This window comes from Burkholderia sp. SRS-W-2-2016 (assembly GCF_001931485.1).
Classification (GTDB): domain Bacteria; phylum Pseudomonadota; class Gammaproteobacteria; order Burkholderiales; family Burkholderiaceae; genus Paraburkholderia.
Map to the genome: position 1 here is coordinate 448,846 of NZ_MSDV01000019.1, position 21,679 is coordinate 470,524.

General features: G+C 63.0%; 19 protein-coding genes. 9 read left to right on the forward strand and 10 right to left on the reverse strand.

Going from position 1 to position 21,679, the window contains the following annotated elements:
- Positions 1-12 precede the first annotated feature (12 nt).
- The 3 genes from BTH42_RS08405 to BTH42_RS08415 all read right to left on the reverse strand — a co-directional run bounded on the left by BTH42_RS08405 (position 13) and on the right by BTH42_RS08415 (position 3,234).
- Positions 13-1,131, reverse strand: coding sequence for a 3-deoxy-7-phosphoheptulonate synthase (locus BTH42_RS08405; RefSeq protein WP_075297777.1), 1,119 nt, complete (start codon positions 1,129-1,131; stop codon positions 13-15).
- Between the two features lie 251 nt (positions 1,132-1,382).
- Positions 1,383-2,228: a DUF72 domain-containing protein gene (locus tag BTH42_RS08410; protein ID WP_178392138.1), complete on the reverse strand. Its 846-nt coding sequence runs from the start codon at positions 2,226-2,228 to the stop codon at positions 1,383-1,385.
- A gap of 193 nt (positions 2,229-2,421) precedes the next feature.
- Positions 2,422-3,234, reverse strand: coding sequence for a TetR/AcrR family transcriptional regulator (locus tag BTH42_RS08415; RefSeq protein ID WP_178392135.1), 813 nt, complete (start codon positions 3,232-3,234; stop codon positions 2,422-2,424).
- 220 nt (positions 3,235-3,454) lie between these two features.
- Here BTH42_RS08415 and BTH42_RS08420 point away from each other — a divergent pair, with 220 nt between their 5' ends.
- The 4 genes from BTH42_RS08420 to BTH42_RS08435 are packed head-to-tail and all read left to right on the forward strand — an operon-like array spanning position 3,455 to position 9,208.
- Positions 3,455-4,636: an isovaleryl-CoA dehydrogenase gene (locus BTH42_RS08420; RefSeq protein WP_075297781.1), complete on the forward strand. Its 1,182-nt coding sequence runs from the start codon at positions 3,455-3,457 to the stop codon at positions 4,634-4,636.
- Positions 4,637-4,694: 58 nt separating this feature from the next.
- Positions 4,695-6,302, forward strand: a complete 1,608-nt coding sequence (locus BTH42_RS08425) for a carboxyl transferase domain-containing protein (RefSeq protein ID WP_075297784.1) — start codon at positions 4,695-4,697, stop codon at positions 6,300-6,302.
- Positions 6,303-6,325: 23 nt separating this feature from the next.
- Positions 6,326-7,111, forward strand: coding sequence for an enoyl-CoA hydratase/isomerase family protein (locus BTH42_RS08430; protein WP_075297786.1), 786 nt, complete (start codon positions 6,326-6,328; stop codon positions 7,109-7,111).
- Between the two features lie 51 nt (positions 7,112-7,162).
- Positions 7,163-9,208, forward strand: a complete 2,046-nt coding sequence (locus BTH42_RS08435; protein WP_075297788.1) for an acetyl/propionyl/methylcrotonyl-CoA carboxylase subunit alpha — start codon at positions 7,163-7,165, stop codon at positions 9,206-9,208.
- 35 nt (positions 9,209-9,243) lie between these two features.
- Here the strand turns inward: BTH42_RS08435 and BTH42_RS08440 are convergent, their stop codons facing one another.
- Positions 9,244-10,209: a PDR/VanB family oxidoreductase gene (locus BTH42_RS08440; protein ID WP_075297790.1), complete on the reverse strand. Its 966-nt coding sequence runs from the start codon at positions 10,207-10,209 to the stop codon at positions 9,244-9,246.
- Positions 10,210-10,465: 256 nt separating this feature from the next.
- Between BTH42_RS08440 and BTH42_RS08445 the strand changes: the two genes are divergently transcribed.
- The 3 genes from BTH42_RS08445 to BTH42_RS08455 all read left to right on the forward strand — a co-directional run bounded on the left by BTH42_RS08445 (position 10,466) and on the right by BTH42_RS08455 (position 13,582).
- Complete coding sequence (locus BTH42_RS08445) at positions 10,466-11,800, forward strand: MFS transporter (RefSeq protein ID WP_075297792.1); 1,335 nt, start codon at positions 10,466-10,468, stop codon at positions 11,798-11,800.
- Positions 11,801-11,852: 52 nt separating this feature from the next.
- Positions 11,853-12,845, forward strand: coding sequence for an ABC transporter substrate-binding protein (locus BTH42_RS08450; protein WP_075297794.1), 993 nt, complete (start codon positions 11,853-11,855; stop codon positions 12,843-12,845).
- A 146-nt stretch (positions 12,846-12,991) separates the two neighbouring features.
- Positions 12,992-13,582 carry a MarR family winged helix-turn-helix transcriptional regulator gene (locus tag BTH42_RS08455; RefSeq protein ID WP_075297898.1) on the forward strand — a complete coding sequence of 197 codons (591 nt, stop codon included), beginning with the start codon at positions 12,992-12,994 and terminating at the stop codon, positions 13,580-13,582.
- Between the two features lie 17 nt (positions 13,583-13,599).
- Here BTH42_RS08455 and BTH42_RS08460 read toward each other — a convergent pair whose 3' ends face one another.
- From BTH42_RS08460 to BTH42_RS08480, 5 genes are all read right to left on the reverse strand, one after another.
- The gene (locus BTH42_RS08460; protein ID WP_083654699.1) at positions 13,600-14,838 is read right to left on the reverse strand and encodes a Gfo/Idh/MocA family protein; all 1,239 of its coding nucleotides are present in this window, start codon (positions 14,836-14,838) and stop codon (positions 13,600-13,602) included.
- Positions 14,835-16,151, reverse strand: a complete 1,317-nt coding sequence (locus BTH42_RS08465) for a Rieske 2Fe-2S domain-containing protein (protein ID WP_075297796.1) — start codon at positions 16,149-16,151, stop codon at positions 14,835-14,837. The genes BTH42_RS08460 and BTH42_RS08465 overlap by 4 nt, the downstream gene beginning before the upstream one ends.
- A 233-nt stretch (positions 16,152-16,384) precedes the next feature.
- Positions 16,385-17,176 carry a phosphate/phosphite/phosphonate ABC transporter substrate-binding protein gene (locus tag BTH42_RS08470; RefSeq protein WP_075297798.1) on the reverse strand — a complete coding sequence of 264 codons (792 nt, stop codon included), beginning with the start codon at positions 17,174-17,176 and terminating at the stop codon, positions 16,385-16,387.
- A gap of 19 nt (positions 17,177-17,195) precedes the next feature.
- The gene (locus tag BTH42_RS08475) at positions 17,196-17,474 is read right to left on the reverse strand and encodes a DUF1488 family protein (RefSeq protein ID WP_075297800.1); all 279 of its coding nucleotides are present in this window, start codon (positions 17,472-17,474) and stop codon (positions 17,196-17,198) included.
- 620 nt (positions 17,475-18,094) lie between these two features.
- A complete protein-coding gene (locus BTH42_RS08480; RefSeq protein WP_075297802.1) occupies positions 18,095-19,369 on the reverse strand; it encodes a sodium:proton antiporter in 1,275 nt (424 codons plus the stop codon).
- Positions 19,370-20,036: 667 nt separating this feature from the next.
- Between BTH42_RS08480 and BTH42_RS08485 the strand changes: the two genes are divergently transcribed.
- Positions 20,037-20,327, forward strand: a complete 291-nt coding sequence (locus BTH42_RS08485) for a hypothetical protein (protein ID WP_075297804.1) — start codon at positions 20,037-20,039, stop codon at positions 20,325-20,327.
- Between the two features lie 415 nt (positions 20,328-20,742).
- Positions 20,743-21,189 (forward strand): hypothetical protein, encoded by a 447-nt coding sequence (locus BTH42_RS08490; protein ID WP_075297806.1) that lies wholly within the window; start codon positions 20,743-20,745, stop codon positions 21,187-21,189.
- Between the two features lie 86 nt (positions 21,190-21,275).
- Here the strand turns inward: BTH42_RS08490 and BTH42_RS08495 are convergent, their stop codons facing one another.
- Positions 21,276-21,644: a BON domain-containing protein gene (locus tag BTH42_RS08495; RefSeq protein ID WP_075297808.1), complete on the reverse strand. Its 369-nt coding sequence runs from the start codon at positions 21,642-21,644 to the stop codon at positions 21,276-21,278.
- Between the last annotated feature and the right edge of the window lie 35 nt (positions 21,645-21,679).

Genomic DNA, 21,679 nt, shown 5'->3' on the forward strand with positions numbered 1-21,679 from the left:
CGTCGCATGAACTCAGTTCGCGCGACGCTTGCGGGTCGCCTCGGCGAGCGTGGCCAGCACCGGTTCGGTCTGCGCCCAGCTCACGCAGGCATCCGTAATCGATACGCCGTAACGCAGCGGCACCCCGGCTTTCAGATCCTGACGGCCTTCTTCCAGATGACTTTCAAGCATCACGCCAATGATGCGGCGCTCGTGCTGCGTCAGTTGTCGCGCGATATCGTTCGCCACTTCGATCTGGCGTGCATGCGATTTATTCGAATTCGCATGCGAGCAGTCGATCATCACCTGCTCGCGCAGTCCCGCTGAACGCAGCGAATCGCAGGTAGCCTGCACCGCCGCCGCGTCGTAATTCGGACCCTGCTTGCCGCCGCGCAGAATCACGTGCGCGTCGTCGTTGCCGCGCGTTTCGAAGATCGCGGCCATGCCCATTTTTGTCATCCCCATGAATGCGTGGCTCGCGCGCGCCGCGACGATCGCATCGGCCGCGACCTGCACGCCGCCATCGGTGCCGTTCTTGAAACCGATCGGGCAGCTCAGACCCGATGCGAGCTGACGATGACTCTGGCTCTCGGTCGTGCGCGCGCCGATCGCACCCCACGCGATCAGATCGGCGATGTACTGCGGACTGAGCAGGTCGAGGAATTCGGTCGCGGTCGGCAGCCCCAGACCGTTGATATCGATCAGCAGTTGCCGCGCGAGACGCAGGCCTTCGTTGATACGGAAGCTGCCATCCAGACGCGGATCGTTGATATAGCCTTTCCAGCCAACCGTGGTGCGCGGCTTTTCGAAGTACACGCGCATCACGATCAGCAGATCGTCCTTATAGTGATCGGCGGCGGCCTTCAGCTTGCGCGCGTATTCGATCGCCTGGTCGTGGTCGTGGATCGAGCACGGGCCGGTGATCAGCACGAGACGGTCGTCGCGGCCGTGCAGAATGTCGGCGATTTCAACGCGGGTTTTCTCGACCAGCGTTTGCACCGCCGGCGGAACCGGCAATTCGTCCTGCAGCAGCGCCGGCGAAATCAACGGGCGGACCGCGCCGATGCGCACGTCGTCGATGCGCGTGGTGTCCTGGGTGGCGTCGGCCGAGCCGACTTCCTGATCGTGCAACGGGTTGTCGAGGGCGCTCAAGATAATCTCCGCAATCGGTGGTTGGGGCGGCGTGGCCGCCTGCTGGCGCACTGCGTCGCGACGAGGGCGCGCGGGCGCTGCATGGGTTTGACGTGGGCCGTGCGTTCGCTGCGCCGGATTTCGCGCGATGCTCGATCGGATGCCTCGGCACGAGGCTGGACACGGAGCCCGGCGTGAAGCTGGCGGGGGCGCGCACGGCTGCGCTGGCGCGATTATGACACCCGCGCGGCGTGCCGGGCGCGCCGCTGTACTCAGAGCTTGCGGATCAACTCGATCGCTGCCGCCGGGTTGCGTTCCTTGAAACCGCTGATCACATACAGATAGACATCGCGCGCGCTTTTTTTTGCCGGCGGCTCGGCGCAGGTTTGCAGATCGGCGGGCGTGGTGCCGGCGGCGAGCTGGCGCGCGCGTTCGGCCCATGCGTTCAGTGCTTTGGTCGAATAGCCTTTAGCTTCCTTGTCGCTCGTGCCCATGATGCGTGCGTAGACGAACGGCGCGGTGAGGTCGGCGATCTGCGGATAGTCGCTGTCGCCGGCGAGCACCACCGCGGCCTGATACTTGCGCGCGAGCGCGATGAACTCCGGTGTCCTGAACGATTCGTGACGGACCTCGAGCGCGTGGCGCAGCGGCTGTCCTTCGATGCTTGCCGGCAGCAGTTTCAGGAAGGCTTCGAAATCGTCGGGATCGAATTTCTTGGTCGGCGCGAACTGCCAGTTGATCGGGCCGAGCTTCTGTTTGAGCAGCAGCACGCCGCTCGCGAAGAAACGTTCGATCGTTTCGCCCGCTTCGGCAAGTACCCGGCGGTTGGTCGCATAGCGGGGGGCTTTCAGTGAGAACACGAAGTCGTCGGGTGTTTCCGCGTACCACTTCTCGTAGCTGGCCGGTTTTTGCAGACCGTAGAACGTGCCGTTGATTTCGATCGACGTCAGTTGCCGGCTCGCATATTCGAGTTCGCGGCTTTGCGTGAGGTCGTCCGGATAGAACGGGCCGCGCCACGGCGCGAACGTCCAGCCGCCGATGCCAATGAGGATGCGGGGGGAGGAAGGGGACTTCGCGGCGGATTTCGCGGGTGGCTTGGCGGCGGCCGTTGCGGGCAGCTTTGTGGCTGACTTCGCGGGCGATTTCGGCGCCTTCTTCGCGGGTGGCCTGGCTGCGGCCTTTGCAGTCGGCTTGGCAACGGGCTTCTTGAGCGGCTCGTCGGCTACCTTCTCGCTTCGCGTTCTGCTCTGCTTCGCGCTTTTCGCTGCCGGCACTTGGGCTCTCCTTCGCTGCGGCGGGGAAGCCCGTAGATTAGCTGCTTTTCGTGCGGCGCGCGGCCCTGGTCGAGCCAGCTGAGCCGCCTTTACCCTTGCTTTCATCGGCCGCCGCGCTGGCTTCCTCGAACCGCCGGCTCGCCTCCGCCACCTCCATCCGGAACCGCTGCAACGCGGCGACCTCCAGATCCGGCGGCGTCAGCGCAATCCATAGCACGTCGATCAGCCGATCCGCGGTCGCCTCGATATCGATCTGCCGGTTCGTCAGCGTCGCGTCCCACAGCACGTGTTCCATCGGCCCGAATACCATCGAGCGCAGCAGCCGCAGCGGCATGTCCGCGCGAATCTCGCCTCTCTGCTGACCGTGCGCGAGCACCCGCATCAGCGGCGCGGTGTAGCGGCGCTGCAATTCGGTCAACGCTTCACTCAGTTCGTGATGCCGCGCGCGCCCCTCCGACAACACCAGCGCGCACAGATCGGTGCCGTTCACCAGCATCAGCCGCAGATGCATCCGCACGATGAACGCGAACTGCTGGCGCACGCTGCCGTCGCGCGGCAGGCCGGCTTCGATCGCGTCGATGATCTCGTCGTACCAGTCGCCGATCACGCGCGCGCACAACTCGCGCTTGCCGCGAAAGTAGCTGAACACCGTGGCTTCCGAGATGCCGACGCGCTGCGCGATCTCGGCGGTCGTCGCGCGTTCATAGCCCTTCTCGGAGAACACGTCGCGCCCCGCCTGAAGGATCTCCTTCACGCGCTGCTGCGACTTGCGTCCGGCCGGCTGGCGGCGCGATGCGGGAAGTCCGGCAGGCTCCGGCGGTGAAATATGAGTCGAAGTCAGATTTGTCATGGCGATAACGGCGCGGCGGAAGGCTGACGATGCCCGTGAACGCGATCCTATCACCAAACTCAGCGCCGGACGCCGGTTCCGTATGATTTATGAGTAACACTCAAAAATACCTATTGACGCTTACGTCAATCTGGCGTGAAATGCGCGTTGACACGATTCATGATGCGCGCGCCGACTGGCCAGAGCCGAACGGCCGCCCCCGAACCCTGGAGACACCGCAATGCCCAATCTGCCCGGTTTGCAATTCCCGCTCGGCGAAGAAATCGAAATGCTGCGTGACAGCATCGCGTCGTTCGCGGCCAAAGAGATCGCGCCGCGCGCGGCGGAAATCGATCGCACCGACCAGTTTCCGATGGACCTGTGGAAGAAGTTCGGCGACCTCGGCGTGCTCGGGATGACCGTCGCCGAGGAATACGGCGGCGCGAACATGGGCTACACCGCGCACATGATCGCGATGGAGGAAATCTCGCGCGCGTCGGCGTCGGTCGGCCTGTCGTACGGCGCGCATTCGAATCTGTGCGTGAACCAGATCCATCGCAACGGCACCGAGCAGCAGAAGCAGAAGTATCTGCCGAAGCTGGTGTCCGGCGAGCACGTCGGCGCGCTCGCGATGAGCGAGCCGAACGCCGGTTCGGATGTGGTCAGCATGAAGCTGCGCGCGGAGAAAAAGGGCGACCGCTACGTGCTGAACGGCACCAAGATGTGGATCACCAACGGCCCGGATTGCGACACGCTGGTCGTCTATGCGAAGACCGATCCCGAAGCGAATTCGCGCGGCATCACCGCGTTTATCGTCGAGAAGGGCATGAAGGGTTTCTCGGTCGCGCAGAAGCTCGACAAGCTCGGCATGCGCGGCTCGCACACCGGCGAACTCGTGTTCCAGGATGTCGAAGTGCCGGAAGAGAACATCCTCGGTCAGTTGAACGGCGGCGTGAAGGTGCTGATGAGCGGCCTCGACTACGAACGCGCGGTGCTCGCCGGCGGGCCGACCGGCATCATGGTCGCGGTGATGGACGCGGTCGTGCCGTATATCCACGACCGCAAGCAGTTCGGCCAGTCGATCGGCGAATTCCAGCTGATCCAGGGCAAGGTCGCCGATCTGTACACCACGTTGCAGGCGTGCCGCGCATATCTGTACGCGGTCGGCCGTCAGCTCGACACGCTCGGCAACGAGCACGTGCGCCAGGTGCGCAAGGACTGCGCGGGCGTGATTCTGTACACGGCCGAGAAGGCGACGTGGATGGCCGGCGAGGCGATCCAGATTCTCGGCGGCAACGGCTATATCAACGAGTATCCGGTCGGACGTCTGTGGCGCGACGCGAAGCTCTACGAAATCGGCGCGGGCACCAGTGAGATTCGCCGGATGCTGATCGGGCGCGAGCTGTTTGCGGAAACGATGTGAGGCGAGCTTTTTACACGCTAAAAGCTCCTGAAAAACGCCACTCGTGAGAAGCCACAACATGCCGATCATCGAATCAAAGCTGAACCCGCGCTCGGACGACTTCCGCGCGAATGCGGCGGCGCTCGACGCGCTGGTCGCCGATCTGCGCGCGAAAATCGAACAGATCGCGCAAGGCGGCGGCCAGGCCGCGCGCGATAAACACACGAGCCGCGGCAAGCTGCTGCCGCGCGAGCGGGTCGCGCAACTGCTCGACCCGGGCACGCCGTTTCTCGAACTGTCGCAACTGGCCGCATACGGGATGTACAACGACGACGCGCCGGGCGCCGGCGTGATCACCGGGATCGGCCGGATCGCCGGGCAGGAATGCGTGATCGTCTGCAACGACGCGACCGTGAAGGGCGGCACCTACTATCCGGTCACCGTGAAGAAGCATCTGCGCGCGCAGGAAATCGCCGCGGAAAACCGTCTGCCGTGCGTGTATCTGGTCGACTCGGGCGGCGCGAATCTGCCGAATCAGGACGACGTGTTCCCCGATCGCGATCACTTTGGCCGCATCTTCTACAACCAGGCGACGCTGTCGGCGGCGGGCATTCCGCAGATCGCGGTCGTGATGGGTTCGTGCACCGCGGGCGGCGCGTATGTGCCGGCGATGAGCGACGAATCGATCATCGTGAAGAACCAGGGGACGATTTTTCTCGGCGGCCCGCCGCTCGTGAAAGCGGCGACCGGCGAAGTGGTCAGCGCGGAAGACCTCGGCGGCGGCGACGTGCATACGCGGCTGTCGGGCGTCGTCGATCATCTCGCGCAGAACGACGCGCATGCGCTGGCGATCGCGCGCAGCATCGTCGGTAATCTGAATCGCGCGAAGCAGGCGCCGCTGGTGTTGCAGGAGCCGAAGCCGCCGCGCTACGACGCGAAGAGCATCTACGGCGTGATTCCGGTCGACACGCGCAAGCCGTTCGATATCCGCGAGGTGATCGCGCGCATCGTCGACGATTCCGCATTCGAAGAATTCAAGGCGCGCTACGGCACCACGCTCGTGTGCGGCTTCGCGCATATCTGGGGGCATCCGGTCGGGATCGTCGCGAACAACGGCATTCTGTTTTCGGAGTCCGCATTAAAGGGCGCGCACTTTATCGAGCTGTGCGCGCAGCGCAAGATTCCGCTGGTCTTTCTGCAGAACATCACCGGCTTCATGGTCGGCCGCAAATACGAGAATGAAGGCATCGCGCGCAATGGCGCGAAGATGGTGACCGCGGTCGCCACCGCGAAGGTGCCGAAGTTCACGGTGATCATCGGCGGCTCGTTCGGTGCCGGCAACTATGGGATGTGCGGCCGCGCGTACTCGCCGCGCTTCCTGTGGATGTGGCCGAATGCGCGCATCTCGGTGATGGGCGGCGAGCAGGCCGCGTCGGTGCTGGCCACCGTGAAGCGCGACGGCATCGAAGCGAAGGGCGGTTCGTGGAGCGCGGAAGAAGAGGACGCGTTCAAGCAGCCGATCCGCGAGCAATACGAGCATCAGGGCCATCCGTACTATGCGAGCGCGCGGCTGTGGGACGACGGCGTGATCGATCCGGCGCAAACCCGCGACGTGCTCGGCCTCGGTTTGTCCGCGACGATGAATGCGCCGATCGAGGACACGCGCTTCGGCGTGTTCAGAATGTGACGCGTCGCAACGGAGACCACCCCATGCAATACGAAACGCTGAAGTTTGAGATCGCCGGCCCGCTCGCGACCGTCACGCTGAATCGCCCCGAGGTGCGCAACGCGTTCAACGAGACGATGATCGCGGAACTGACCGCCGCGTTCACCGAACTCGACTCGCGCGACGACGTGCGCGCGGTCGTGCTCGCCGCGAACGGCAAGGCCTTCTGCGCGGGCGCCGACCTGAACTGGATGAAGAAAATGGCCGGCTACTCGGACGCGGAAAATCGCGCCGACGCGATGCGGCTCGCGAACATGCTGTCGGCCGTCTATCGCTGCAACAAGCCGGTGATCGCACGGGTGAGCGGCGATGCGTACGCGGGCGGGATGGGCCTGATCGCCGCGTGCGATATCGTCGTCGCGGTGGACAGCGCGCATTTCTGCCTGTCGGAGGCGCGGCTCGGCCTGATTCCGGCGACGATCGCGCCGTACGTGATCCGCGCGCTCGGCGAACAGGCGTCGCGGCGCTATTTCGTCACCGCCGAGGCGTTCGACTGCGCGAGCGCGCTGCGCCTTGGCCTCGTGAGCGAAGCGGTCGGCGCGGAACAGCTCGACGCGACGGTCGCGCAACTCGCGCAAACGCTGTGCGCGAACGGCCCGCAAGCGGTGCGCGCGTGCAAGCGGCTCGTGCAGGACATCGCGGGCCGCGAATTGAGCGACGCGCTGATCGAAGACACCGCGGCGCGCATCGCGCAGACGCGAGCCGGCGCGGAAGGCCGCGAAGGCGTCGCGTCGTTCCTCGAAAAACGCACGCCGGGCTGGCGCAACTGACGCGCCTCATCTATCGCCATCGCGCTACCGCCTAATAACATCGAGACACTCATGTTCAACAAGATCCTGATTGCGAACCGCGGCGAGATCGCCTGCCGCGTCGCGGCGACCTGCAAGCGGCTCGGCATCGCGAGCGTGGCCGTCTATTCCGACGCCGACGCCAACGCGAAACACGTCGCCGCCTGTGATGAAGCGGTGCATATCGGCGGCTCGACCGCGGCGGAAAGTTATCTGCGGGTCGAGCGCATCATCGAGGCCGCGCGCGCGACCGGCGCCCAGGCTGTGCACCCGGGCTATGGCTTTCTTTCGGAGAACGAAGACTTCGCGCATGCGTGCGACGCGGCTGGGATCGTCTTTATCGGCCCGCCGGTCGAGGCGATTGCGGCGATGGGTTCGAAGGCGGCCGCCAAGGCGCTGATGCACGCTGCCGCGGTGCCGCTCGTGCCCGGCTATCACGGCGACGATCAGGACCCGCAGCTGTTGCAGCGCGAAGCGGACGAGATCGGCTACCCGGTGCTGCTGAAGGCGAGCGCGGGCGGCGGCGGCAAGGGTATGCGGGTGGTCGAGCGCGGCGCGGATTTCGCGGCGGCGCTGCTGTCGTGCAAGCGCGAAGCGGCGAGCAGCTTCGGCAACGACCGCGTGCTGATCGAGAAGTACCTGATGCGGCCGCGCCACGTCGAAGTGCAGGTGTTCGCGGACCGGCACGGCGGCGCGGTCTATCTGTTCGACCGCGACTGCTCGGTGCAGCGCCGTCACCAGAAGGTGCTCGAGGAAGCGCCGGCGCCGGGGCTCGACGCCGAAGTGAAGCGCGCGATGGGCGAGGCCGCGGTGGCCGCCGCGCGCGCGGTCAACTACGTCGGCGCGGGCACGGTCGAGTTCATCATGACGCCGGCCGGCGAGTTCTATTTCATGGAAATGAACACGCGCCTGCAGGTCGAGCATCCGGTCACCGAGATGGTGACGGGGCAGGATCTCGTCGAGTGGCAATTGCGGGTCGCGGCGGATGAGCCGCTGCCGCTCACGCAAGAGCAACTGAAGCTCGACGGCCACGCGATCGAAGCGCGTATTTACGCCGAGCATCCGGCGCGCGGCTTCCTGCCGTCGACCGGTACGCTCAAGCATCTGCGGATGCCGGAAGGCGTCGAGTTTGCAATCGACGCGGCCGGTCTCGGCGAGCCGGGCCGCAAGGCGCCGGTGCGGATCGACAGCGGCGTGCGCGAGGGCGACACGATCACGCCGTTCTACGACCCGATGATCGCGAAGCTGATCGTGCACGGCGCAACCCGCGAAGAGGCGCTGGCGCGGCTCTCGCGCGCGCTGCATGCGTGCGAGGTGGTCGGGCCGCATACGAACGTGGAGTTCCTGCAACGGATCGTCACGAGCGCGCCGTTCGCGAGCGGCGAACTCGATACCGGTTTGATCGAACGGCATCACGATGCGCTGTTCGCGCCGGCGAAAAAGCCGTTCAAGGAGGCGCTCGCGCTCGCGTGCGCGGCGCTGCTCACGCGCGAGGGCGGCAGCGCGCATGGCGCGTCGCCGTGGGAGGCGCTGTCGCACTGGCGGCTCAACAGCGGTTATACGCAAACGCTCGGCTGGCGCGTGATCGGCGACGATGCGAGTGACGCTAGTGAGGCGGGCTTCACCGTCGTATTCGCGCGCAACGGTGATGCGCAAACGCTCGAACACGACGGCGCGCGCGACGGCTTCACGTGGTCCGAAGGCCCGGGCGAACACGAGTTCCGCGCGACCATCGGCGATGCGCGCGTGGCGGGCCGGGTGTTCGTCGACGGCGACCGCTTCCATGTGTTCTGCCACGGCGAAACGCTCGCGTTCGAATGGCAGAACCTGCTCGCCCATGCGGCCGATGCGGAGCACGGCGAAGGCCGCCTGACCGCGCCGATGCCGGGCAAGGTGATCGCGGTGCTGGTCGAACCGGGCACGGTGGTCGAAAAGGGCACGCCGCTGCTGGTGATGGAGGCGATGAAGATGGAGCACACGATCGGCGCGCCGGCCGCGGGCAAGGTTGCCGAGGTGCTGTACGGCGTCGGCGATCAGGTCGCCGACGGCGCGCAGTTGCTGGTGCTTGAAGTGGAGTGAGGGGCGGGCGGTGGCCGATTTGCTCGCGCCGCCGTCTAGAGATCGAGGACGAGTTCTTGTGACTTTGCACGGGAAACACAAACCATAATTTGCGTTTCCCGTTCGCCGTCTTGCAGAACCAGGTCGCGGTGATCGGCCTCACCCGCGCACAGACCCGTTTTGCACGACCCGCACGTTCCGCTTTCGCACGAACTCGCGACACGGACGTTCGCGCTGCGCAGAACGTCGAGAATGGATCGGTTGGCGGGCACGTCGAGCGTTGTCCCACTTCGCTGGAGCCGGATAGTGAACGGCCTGTTCTCTCTGGCCGCTACGTTTGCGGCGCCGAAACTTTCAAAATGAACGGTCCCGGAAGGCCAATGGCCCGTCATATCCTTGACGGTGTCCATCAACGCGTTCGGGCCGCAACAGTACACGTGAGCCTGCTTCGGGCGCTCGAACAGGGACCAGAAATCAAATGACCTGCCGGGGTCGCCGAAGTCATGGTGGATCTTGACGAAGGACCGCCACTCGCCGCTTTGAAGTTCATCGATGAACGCGGTGCCCTCGGGGTCGCGCGCGAGGTAGATGAGCCGGAATTTGCGCAGCCCTTCCTCCGATTTGAGCTGCCTCGCCATTGAGAGCATCGGAGTAATACCGATGCCGCCGGCAACGAGAATGAACTCTCTGGCGCGACCGTCGAGCGGGAAGTCGTTTCTCGGCGGCGACACATCGAGCATGTCGCCTTCCGACGTTTCGTCGACAAGGCTTATCGAGCCGCCGCGCCCATTACCCTCCCGCTTGACGGCAATGACGTAGCGGTGGTTTTCGTTTGGGTCATTGCACAGCGAGTAGGAGCGTCGCATTCCGTTCGGGATCTGTACGGTCAGATTCGAACCCGCCTCAAACGAAGGAACCGTCCCACCGTCGGCACTGGTCAGTTCAAAGCGCCAGATGTCGCGCGCAATCTTCTCTTTCCGTTCGATTCGAACGCGCAGGAAAAGGTCTTCTTGCGGGGTCATGTCTGTCTCCCTAAGCAAACTCGAATGCCACAAATGGCCGGCTTCATTGCTAGATATCTAATCATACATCGAGGCGAGTGGGCGGCCATTGCCAATGTCTCGGTATAAACCCGCGCTTGTCAGTGCAGAGGTGGCAACGTACTCTAATAATTAGATGTCTAATTATGAGAGTGAGGCAGCGTAGCTGACGTCTGATGCAACGAGCAGGCCGGTGCGTCTGCGTTGAAAAACACGGACGGCTAACGGAGACACGTAAATGGCAGATTCGACGATGAGCTATGACGAGGATTCGCTTCGTCTGGCACCCGACGCCGAGCTCGTAGAGGGCACGTACCGAAAGGTCACGCTGCGGCTGATGACTTTTCTGTTTGTGTGCTGGGTCCTGAATTATCTGGATCGCGTCAACGTCAGCTTTGCGCAGCTTCAGCTCAAGCAGGACCTCGGCCTGAGCGACGCGGCTTACGGGTTGGGCGTGAGTCTGTTCTTCATCGGCTACATCCTGCTGGAGGTGCCGAGCACCTTGCTCCTCAAGCGCATCGGCGCACGCAAAACCATCTGCCGGATCATGGTGCTGTGGGGCGGTATTTCGACGGCCATGGCGTTCATGACGGCGCCGTGGCAGTTCTATCTGGCCCGGACGTTGTTGGGGGCCGCCGAGGCCGGTTTCTGGCCGGGGATCATCCTGTATCTATCGTTCTGGTATCCGGCTGCGCGCCGTGCCCGAATCACTTCGCGCTTTCTGCTGGCAATCGCCGTTGCGGGCATCATCGGCGGACCTCTGTCCGGTTTCATCCTGCAGAACTTCGTCGACGTCTGGGGCTATCGAAACTGGCAGTGGCTGTTTTTTCTGGAGGGGATACCCGCTGTCGTTGCCGGTGTCGTGGCGTTCTTCTATCTGACCGACAAGCCTGAGCAGGCGACCTGGCTGAGCCGCGAGCAGCGGCAGATCATCCTGGATGCGCTGGAATCGGACCGTCGCAACAAGCCCTCTGACGCGCCCGGCCGCTTGATGGCGGCACTGCGAGATCCTCGCGTCTATGTGCTGGCCGCGGGTTGGGCGACCGTGCCGATTTGCGGAACGCTACTCAACTATTGGACGCCGACCATCATCAAGCACGCGGGCATATCGAATCTATTGCAGATCGGCCTGCTGTCGGCTCTGCCTTACATGGTGGGCGCTGCCGCGATGCTCGTTATTGCGCGTAGTTCGGACGTCAGACTCGAACGTCGCTGGCACTTCGCGACGTCCACGACGGTAGGCGCACTCGGTGCGGTCGCGCTGGCGCTTCTCACTCATCACTGGGTAGCGGCAATCGTCTGTCTCAGCCTCGTGTCCATCAGCTATTTTTCAGCGGCCGCGATCATCTGGTCGATCCCGCCCACCTATTTGAAGGGGGATGCGGCAGCGGGGGGTATCGGCGTGATTAGCAGTCTGGGGCAGGTGGGTGCGTTCTGTGCCCCGATTGTTCTCGGTTGGGTCAAGAGTGTGACGGGCAGCTTTGCCGCCGGCATCCTGCTGGTTGCCGCGCTTGTGTTCATTGGCGGGATCGCGGTGCTTCTCGGGGTGCCGCGTGAGCGCCCCGCGCAATGAGTCGCTGAGATAGGACCGAGCGATAAACGTTAGCAGTCGGAAAGGAAAATCGATGAGCAAACTCGAGCTTTCAATCGCGGTCGGCAATTATGATCGGATGAGGCCTTTGATCGACGGTGATGTGCAGATCGATGGTGTCGATCCTGTGTTTATGCTGCAGGATCCCGAGGAAATCTTCTTCAGAGCTTTCAGGCACGCGGACTACGACATTTGTGAGCTTTCGCTCAGCAGCTACTCGGTCAAGACCGCGGCGGGGACTTCGCCTTACATCGCGGTACCGGTTTTTCCGTCGCGTGCTTTCCGTCATAGTTCGGTGTACGTGCGAACGGATCGCGGCATCAACCGGCCCGAAGATCTCAAAGGTAAGCGGATTGGTGTGCCCGAATATCAGCTCACCGCCAACGTCTGGGTTCGCCTGATGCTCGAGGAGAGCTATGGGGTGAAGGCGTCGGATATCCATTGGGTGCGAGGCGGCTACGAGGACCCGACGCGCGTCGAGAAAATCGCGCTCAGGCTGCCGGAGGGTGTTGTTCTCGAAAACGCGCCGGCAGGTCAAACGATCTCGAGTTTGCTGGCAACGGGTGACGTTGACGGCGTGATCGGGCCGCGTGCTCCGTCCTGTTTTGACCGCGGACATCCGCAGGTGAAGTACCTGTTCGAGGATCCGCAAAAAAGCGCGGCGCAGTGGTACCGGCAAACGAAGCTGTTTCCGATCATGCACACGCTGGGGATCAGGAACACGCTTGCGGATCGCCATCCGTGGCTTCCCGGTGCGATCGTGAAGGCCTTTGAGCAGTCGAAGAAGATTGCGCTGGCGAGACTTTCCGACACGTCCGCCACGAAGGTGACGCTGCCTTTCATCGAAGATCAACTGCGCAACGCCCGGCGCTTGATGGGGGCGGATTTCTGGTCGTACGGCTTCGCCGAAAACGAAGCGGTAATCGATCGCTTTCTGGCGCAGCATTATGCGGAGGGGCTGTCGAGCAGACGCCTTCAGGCGTCCGAACTCTTCCATCCGGCGAGTCTCGAAAGCTTCAGGATTTAACCGCTTTGTCCGGCAACCGCGACGCGGGCCGGACCGGATAGCGCAGGGTCATATCGAAGCCGTTAATGTTTCTCCTGTGCGGTGGCGACCCGGCGGGCTTAAGCGATATCATTGACGTCGATATTCACACGGCAAAGATAGCGAAAATGGCTGCAGAGCGTTCGAAGGGTAAGCCAGGTGGGGACACCTCCGATCCGATTCTCCGACACTGGCGCGAAGCGGTGCCGGACGATCGTCTCGCGCACCTGGTCAAAGACGCGGCTCGCGCGATGGTGCGGGGCCTCCAGATGCGGCTGGCGCAGCACGAAGTGACGTTTGGCCACTGGGCTTTCCTTCGTGTGCTTTGGGAGAAGGACGGCCTGACGCAGAAGGAGCTGAGCGACGAGGCGGGGACGACCACGCCGACCACCTTCACCGCCGTCTCCGCGATGGAGAAGCTAGGCTACGTGGAGCGGCGTTACGCGCCCGGGAACCGCAAGAATACGCACGTTTATCTGACGCCGGCAGGGCGGGCGCTGAAGAAGAAACTCGTGCCGCTCGCCGAAGAAGTCAACGAGATCAGCGTGACCGGCCTCAAGACGACGGAAATCAATGTGGCTCGCAAGGTCCTGCTTGCGATCATCGAAAACATGGCGAAAGACGAGGCCGAGTCGAACGATCCCACCCGACGAATGCCGTCGACCAGAGAGGTCGGGAACCTGATCGCCATGCGCGGCGAGGAATACGAAAACGGCTAATTGTTCGCGCCCATTGTTCACAGCGAAATGTCCCGGCCCATTTTGCTCGATTCAAGCATCGCCACGCAGATCTGAAGCGTACTCTTTGCCCAATGGCCATCGTGGATCGGCGGCAGGCCGGAACGGATTGCATCGTAAAGCTCGTCGATGACTTCCGCCCGTGGGACGGCGGGCGGTTCGAGCGCCAACGCCTGATATTCTTTTTCCGCATACACCCTGACTGAATCGGGTAGCGGACGCAGGTCGGCTCTTTCGCACGACACCAGCAACGGGCCGAAGTGCTGATGAAACGGCGGCGCGTCGGTGGCCGACGGTGGTTTGTATGACGTGCCTCCATACGTACCCGCTGCCTTCAGTCGCGCTTCTTGTTCCGGCGATGCGAGTGTGTCGAGACGCCGCCGGGCGCGGCCGTAGGTTTCCATCGAAGTACGCTCGCCCATTTCTCCTATCCAGCCGCTCCATTCGTCCGTGTTGAAGTGTCCATAGCCGTTGTAGGAAAGGGACGCGTATGCGCCATTTTCGAACCACAGCAATGCGCAATAAGCTCCTTCGGTCGGACGTGACGGATCCCATCGACCGACAGTCGCGCGGAGGCTAACGGCGCGCGAACCGGCCACAAGCCGCACGATGTCGACCTGGTGCGCGGCCTGGCTGAACACTGCGCCCCCGCCTTCGGAAGTCAGCAATTCCTCCGGTCGTCGAGGGCGGTAGAGATAGTCGGTGAAGTTGACGGCATGAATCATCTTCACGGCGCCAAAGCGCCCGGAGCGGATCAGGTCGCGAGTGCGCAGGTAGGGCGTATCGAAGCTGTGGCAGTGTCCGACGATCAGTTGCACATTCGCTGCCCGGCAGGCTTCGATCATGCGGTCGCATTCAGCGACGGAGAGCGCCATCGGCTTTTCGACGAGCACATGCTTTGCGTGGGCGGCCGCAATCTCCGTGTGCCGGGCGTGAAACTGGTGCGGACTGGCCACATAGATTGCTTCGACGTCGGGGTTGGCCGCCAGTTCGGGCAAGTCCGCGTAGGTTGGCGCATCGAAGTCAGTGGCGAATTGCCGGCGGGCCTCTTCGCGAGGATCGCACGCGCCGACGAGTTGCACGCGTGGATCTCGAAGAAACGTGGGGAGCATCAATGAGAATGCTCGCCCCAGACCGGCAACCCCAATGCGCAAGCGCTCCGGCTTTGTGTCGATTTTTGTGCGGGTTTTTGTGGGCGTTTCTGTGCGCGTTTCTGAACGGACTGACGCTGCGATCATTGCTTGACCTGATAGCTCGTCTCAAGAGCGGGTTGCTCGAGCTCGCCCCAAACATACGTGGCGTCATACGCGCGCCAGTCGGTTTCCTTCGAGATCACCGCCTGGTACGAGCATAGGCTGCGAGGCGGAGCGAACTCACCCGTTCCGATTGTCGCCGAGCCTTCGCCGAAGGCCTGAATTGCTTCGAGCATGCGTTTGCGGAACTCGACGATAGCGAGGTCGCTCGCGCCGAGTCGCTCGTCGGAGCGATTGGCAATCGGCCCCATCGTTACCCACATCGCGATATCCTGGTTCGGGAAGCCTTTGATGCCGGTGAAATTGCCGGCCTTCATCGCTTCCCTGTCTTGCCAGAAGCGGTTCTCGTGGCGGCGAAGCGGTCGGTAACTGTCGTCGAGATCGACGCCGACTTGCTGGCACAGGAACTTGCGCCACGTTTCCGTCTCCGGCGTCGTTTTCGGGTCTCCCCACGCGATGAAGTAGAACGCGGTGTTCACGTCGTCCAGCGGGACATTGACGTTCGCCACGTTGTAGAGATTGTTCGGCGGAATCAGGACCGTTGCAGGCGCAACGAAAACGGTCTGGCGAATATATTCGTGCGTGGTGGCGTTGAAGATGGGGCGGCGGATCGCAGCGTAGCGGAAGCCATACCCCGTTCGTTCAACCTGAAGGCGAGGGGCCTTGTCGGTGGACGGGCGCAGCCAGTTCCTCGCCGTTGCCTCGGCGCCGCCAACGCGAGCGGGCACGAAGTCGGACGAGTGCAGGCTCGAACTATGTGCGGAGTCGATCGCGCCTTCAAGGATCTGAGCCCAGTTGCAGGGCAGCAGCGCCTTGGCGATGCTCACTTGCGTGTCGGCAGTCGGTGCCCACGCGGGCGGCACGAACTCCGGCACGGCATGTTGCGGACCCATGTACGCCCAGACCAGGCCGCCCCATTCTTGCGTTGGGTAGGCCTTGTGTTTGACCTTCCCGGCCATGCAACTCGACGCCGGCTCGGAGACCATTTCAAGCACGTTGCCGTGTACGTCGAACTTCCAGCCGTGATACAGGCAGCGCAGACCGGCGTCCTCATTGCGGCCGTACACAAGCGATGCGCGGCGGTGCGGACAGTACTCGTCCATGACTCCGACGCGTCCGTCGCTGTCACGAAACACGACGAGATCCTCACCGAATACCCGGGCATGGACCGGCTTGCCGTCCGGTTCCCTGACTTCCTCGATCAGACAAACCGGGGTCCAGTGACGGCGCATCAACTGGCCCATCGGCGCATCGCCTTCTACCCGGCACAGCAACTGGTTTTCTTCATGGGTCAACATGCGTTCTCTCCACTCGAATGGTCGCTAGTCATTCATATGTGGAGTCACTATATTAGATATCTAATTAATGTCGCAAGCAGTCGAGGCTAATCCCAGGGTATGTCCGCAGGTGGTGGAACGAGGGCGAAAGAGGGTGTCTAAGCCGGGTCTGGCGAAGAGACCCGTCGACCGGGATGGGAGCAGGGTGATGGCTTGATCAGCCCGGATCTGCGTGCCGGATTAGCCCGCGAGAATCACCCAAGCCGCGCGTAGCCCGCCGCGCGCGCCTCGTTTTCGAGTTCGCCGATGCGCGCGTAGTCGGTCAGCGGCAGCGTAGAAAAACCGCTTAAACGCAGGCGCCGGGCCCGCTCGGGCCTGATCGCGAGGGTCTCCTGCAACGCGTCGCGCAGCGCGTCGATCGTCGCGCGCGGCACGTTCGCCGCGGCGATCAGCGGCAAGCCGGGCGACGCGGCCGTCATGCCGATCGCGCGCACCCGCCGCGCGAGTTCCGGCAACACATCGCCGACGAACGCATAGGTCACGCAATCGATCGCGGCGACGTCCGCGCGATTGTCGGCGAGCGCGCGCAGCGAGCCGAGATGCGAGCCGGTGCGCAATACCTGACCGAAGAACATGCCGGCGCGTGCGAGCGGCGCGACCGCGTGCCGGAACGCGTTCATTCCGCTGTTCGAATCGTCCTGGTTGTAGGCGGCGCGCGCGCCGCGGCAGGCGGCGAGCGAATCGAAGCGGGCGTCGGCGCGCGTGACCAGCACGCTCGAATAATGCGCGCCGGCGCAGCCGGGCGCGTCGAAGCACGGCGTCGCGATCAACTGCACCTGCTGGTGCAGCCCCCGCATCAGCGGATAGCCGCAGGTCTGCGAGATCAGCAGGTTCGGCCGCCGCCAGAAGCCGTGCAATTCCTCATCCGGTTCGACGATGCGGCACGCGGGCTTGACCCGCCGCAGCACGTCGTCGAGCCACTCGCGCCATTCGAGGTCGAGCGCGGGAGTCACGTTGTACATCGGCAGGGCGGCGATCCAGCTCATGGGCGAGAGTTTGACACGCCTAATGTCTGACCATCCTGAACTCGTCGAGGCCGAGCCGCACCGACTCGGTCGGCACGAACTTCCAGCGCTGCGCGGCCACCGACAGGATTTCGTCCTGCGCGTCCTCGAACGCGACCAGCAGGTCCTGCTTGCGGTTGCTCACCGCGCCGCAGAACTCCACCAGCGCCTCGGCGCTGACTTCGAAAATCTGCGCACGATCGTCGCAGCACACCCGGAACGCGACCGTTGCGCACTCCGTTACACAGGGGCGAAACCCTTCATCGACATAGACCGACATGGCGAACTCCTTCGGACGCCTGAATCGACAGAATGACAAACCGTAAGCGCCGGGTATGTGGGAGAACCGGCATTGACGGCTAATTGCCCGCCGTCGCGGTGCGCGCGACAAGCGGAACGCTGGCTGAAAGCTTGCCAGAAACTGGCCGCACGGCTCGCGGGAGCCGGGGCCAGGACCGCGGTGGGGAACCGCGGCCTGAATGAAACCGGCAGCAGTTGAAACGCGACCGGTCGGGGTGGAGCGCAGCCGTAGCCGGCCGCAGGTACGGCATTGGCGCTGCCCGGCAAATGCTTAAATCGGTACTAAAAAAACGCTGAAAACGACGCGCGAGACTCGTAAAACTGTCCGTGAATTCAATTGGGCATCGACTGCCCGGCATAGGTTCCGCGTCCGCTCGCCCAGCCATTCTCCTAACAAATCGCGACCCGTGCACGGCCTTGCGGGCGGCATCGGTATCCAGTCGGGAGCTTGCTGCGAATTCGGCGTAGGTATCCACTTTACGATCGTCGCGCGTTTCGTGCAGAGGATGAACTCGGGGCGCACCGCAGAGCCGGTGGAAATTGGCGTGGGCGGGACGTTGCAGCGGGCTGGATAGCTGCAACGTCCCGCCCGCCGCGATCTCACTCTTTCGCGTCGACCAGCGTCCGGGCGGCCGGCGCGGTGGCGAAGTTCAGGCGCCGGATCAGCGGTCCCAGCGTGGTGGCCTGGATCAGCAGGCTGAATACGACGACCAGATACGTGACGCCGATAAACATTTCGCGGCCGTGGAATTCGGGCAACGACAGCGCGAGCGCAATCGAAATACCGCCGCGCAACCCGCCCCATGTCAGCACCAGCGTGGAGTGCGGATTGAGCCGGCGGAAATTCTGCAGCGCGAGCAGAGGAATCGCGACGCTGACGCCGCGCGCGAGCAACACCACCGGAATTGCCGCGAGCCCGAGCCAGACGATCTGGATATGCAGCGACAGCGCGATGATCTCCAGTCCGATCAAACCGAACAGCACGAGGTTCAGCAACTCGTCGAGCAGGTCCCAGAAATTGAACAGATGCTCGCGGGTCTTTTCCGACATCGATGTCAGCGCGCCGTGATTGCCGATCACGAGCCCGATGATTACGACCGCGAGCGGCGCCGATACGTGCAGCGCTTCGGCCAGACTGTAGCCGCCGGTCGCGAGCGCGAGCGTGATCAGAATTTCGACCGGATAGCTGTCGATCCCGCGCAGCAGCAGCGACGCGCCGAAGCCGAGCACCACGCCCAGTCCCAACGCGCCGACCACTTCGCGCAGCAGATCGAGCGCGATCGCGCTGCCCGAAAACTCGTTCGCGCCGGTGGCGAGCCCGACCAGCGTGACGAACGCGACGACCGCGGTGCCGTCGTTGAACAGCGACTCGCCGGTGATCTTGGTTTCGAGGCTTTCGGGCGCGGCCGCGCGCTTGAGCACGCTGAGCACCGCGATCGGATCGGTCGGCGAGATCAGCGCGCCGAACGCGAGACACCACAGCAGGCTGACCGGATGACCGAGCCACTGCGCCGCGTAAAAGAAGCCGAAGCCCACCGCCGCGATCGAGATCAGCACGCCGACGGTCGCGAGCATCAGCACCGCGCGCCGTTGCGTGCGCATCTTCGATAGATCGACGTGCAGCGCGCCGGCGAACAGCAGCAGACTGAGCAGGCCATGAAACACGATGTCGGCGAAATCGACCTGCACGATGATCTTGCGCGCGGCGGCCGGCAGCGGCGGATAGTAGAAGCCGAGCGCCGAAATGCCGAGACACACGACGAGTCCGACCGCGGTAATGCCGAGCGTGTCCGGCAGCTTGATGAAGCGATAGTTGATCACGCCGAACAGCGCGACGATGGTGAACAGCGCACCGGTAATCTGAAAGATGCTCATTGTGCGAGGAGGGCCGAAGAGAGGGCGCGACGGCCGGCCCGGACAGGACGGCGACGCGTTCGAATTGGAAGGGGCTCACGCGGAGTACGGCTCGCCAGCGGGCGCCATCGATGTCGGATGGCTGCTTTCGGACATTTGAAATGCGTATTGAGTTCCGGGCGATTATTTGAGACCGCAAGTACTTTTTATTTCAAGATATTTTTATTTTGAGACTGGTTCGTGCGGCACGCGTTGAGTGCGATTCGTGACGGCGGTGGTCGAACGCCGATCGATGCGAAATGCGGTTCGTTCCGGCGGTGATGCCGATACGGTATCGATGTGCCGCACGGCGCGCAGCAGCGTGCTATTGCCGGCTATTCAGACACGCGTTTAAATCGAATTGTGGCCGGGACGCACTGCAATCCATAGTGAGATTTATCGTAGTTATGAATTTGTAATAAATCTCGTGGCAAGATCGAATTCATGTTTGATAAAGTCTTGCAGGAATTGCAATGAATTTGTGAAGCATATTTTTAATCAGGGAATATTTAATTCGAGGGCAGGGAAAGCCCTAGTCGTAAATTGGAATGAAAATGACAATTTTTAACAATACTTATACGAAAATGTTGCAGCATGAATGTATGGCGAAAGGCGGTTGTGTGGCAACGGCTGAGGACGGAGAACAAGTATGGAAAAAACATATCGCTATCGGGGTTTCGACATCGTAGTCAATGCATTGCGTCTCGCGGACGGCGTCAGCCGCTACGACACCAGCGCGCCCGCGTATATGGCCGGGATCACGCTGAGTGCGCAGCTGCCGTCCGGCGAGTGGTCGACGGCTTTCCGGGCGGGACCGGTGCCCGGGCGTATCTCGGCGGATCTGCGCGAAGTCTTCGTAGCCGGATTCGCGGCCGCCACCCGGGTGATCGACGACGTGGTCGGTGTGATGGGCGACGCGCTGGTCGGTCAGACCGCCTGAGCGAGAAGCGCGTAGCGGCATGCGCTCGAGGTTGGAAGTGCCGGGACGAAGCCTGTCCCGGTGGTGCGCAGGGAGGTATAACAATTACAGTTGTTGTTTGAAATCCCGCCTTCCCCTGTGCGGGATTTTTTTTGTCCACGCTGAAATGCGCAATAGCCAATAAAGTCCGACATCAGTGTCGGACAATCTTTGCATGGTGCGGCTTCACGCATAAAACAACAGCTTTAACCTTTCTTTACACCGCCCCGTGCGCCTGATCGATATAGTGCGCTTTGCATCTCGAAAAAACGATGAAGTAGTCGCCCTCCGTTCGGCGCGCAATCAGGTCAAATAAAAATTGCCTGCCGTTCCCGCAATGGTTTGTGTCGATTCGATGAATGCGGATCGGAGGGCGTGGGTGATTGACGGGGTAAAAATGATTATTCGAAAATCGCTGTTGTTTACCGGCCTTTTCTCGATTGCCGGCACCGCGCTCTCGGCTTACGTCAATCTGGCCGGCAATAGCGCGGATCGGATGCTCGCGCAGCCTCACTGGATGATCCGCTTGCATATCGTGACCGCATTCATCGGCGCGTTTCTGCTTGCTCGCTTTATCGTCGGCAGTTCGGCGGCGTTGCAGGTGCCGGTGGAGAAGTCGAGTTACGGCGTGGGGATGCTGCCGCTCGCCGGCGCGGTGAGATTTCTGATTCCCGGCAAGAACGGCTTCTTTTCCGCGCTGCGCAGCATGCAGCTGATCGGCATCGTCGTGTGCCTGATGGTGCAATTCGTTTCGGTGATCGAAGCACCCGACCTCGACGGTCGTGATGCGCCGCATGAGCAGCCGGTCCGGCGGAACGCGGCGGACGGAACGCTGGCGACCTGACCTGCGATGCAGGAGCGGCGATCTCGCCGCGCCAACGAATTGCGCCGGCTAGACCGGCGCAATCGGTTCACACGAACCAGGCCCGATCACGGCGCCGCGTAGAGCGTCAACTTGCTCGCGACCGACTGAACGCCCGCCACCTTCGATGCGGCGTCCTGAGCGATCTGGTCCTGCGACTCGTCGAAGATCGTGCCCGCGAGGATCACCTTGCCGGTGCGGGTATTGGCGAACACAGCGATATCGGTGTCGTTCAGGCCTTTGGTCTTGAACAGCATTTCGCGCACCTTCTTCGCGAGCGCGTGGTTGGCGGCGCGGTCCGCGCGCATTTCGGCGCGCAGTTGTTCCTTGGTCGACGCGGCGGCATCGCCGCTGGTTGCGGTGGCGGCCTGTGCGAGCGCGGCCGACGAGAGCAGCACCGCGAGTGCGCCCTTGAGCAGGTTGTTGCGAAGCGTCATGAAATCACCTGTTGGCTAGAGTGACGAAGATGTCG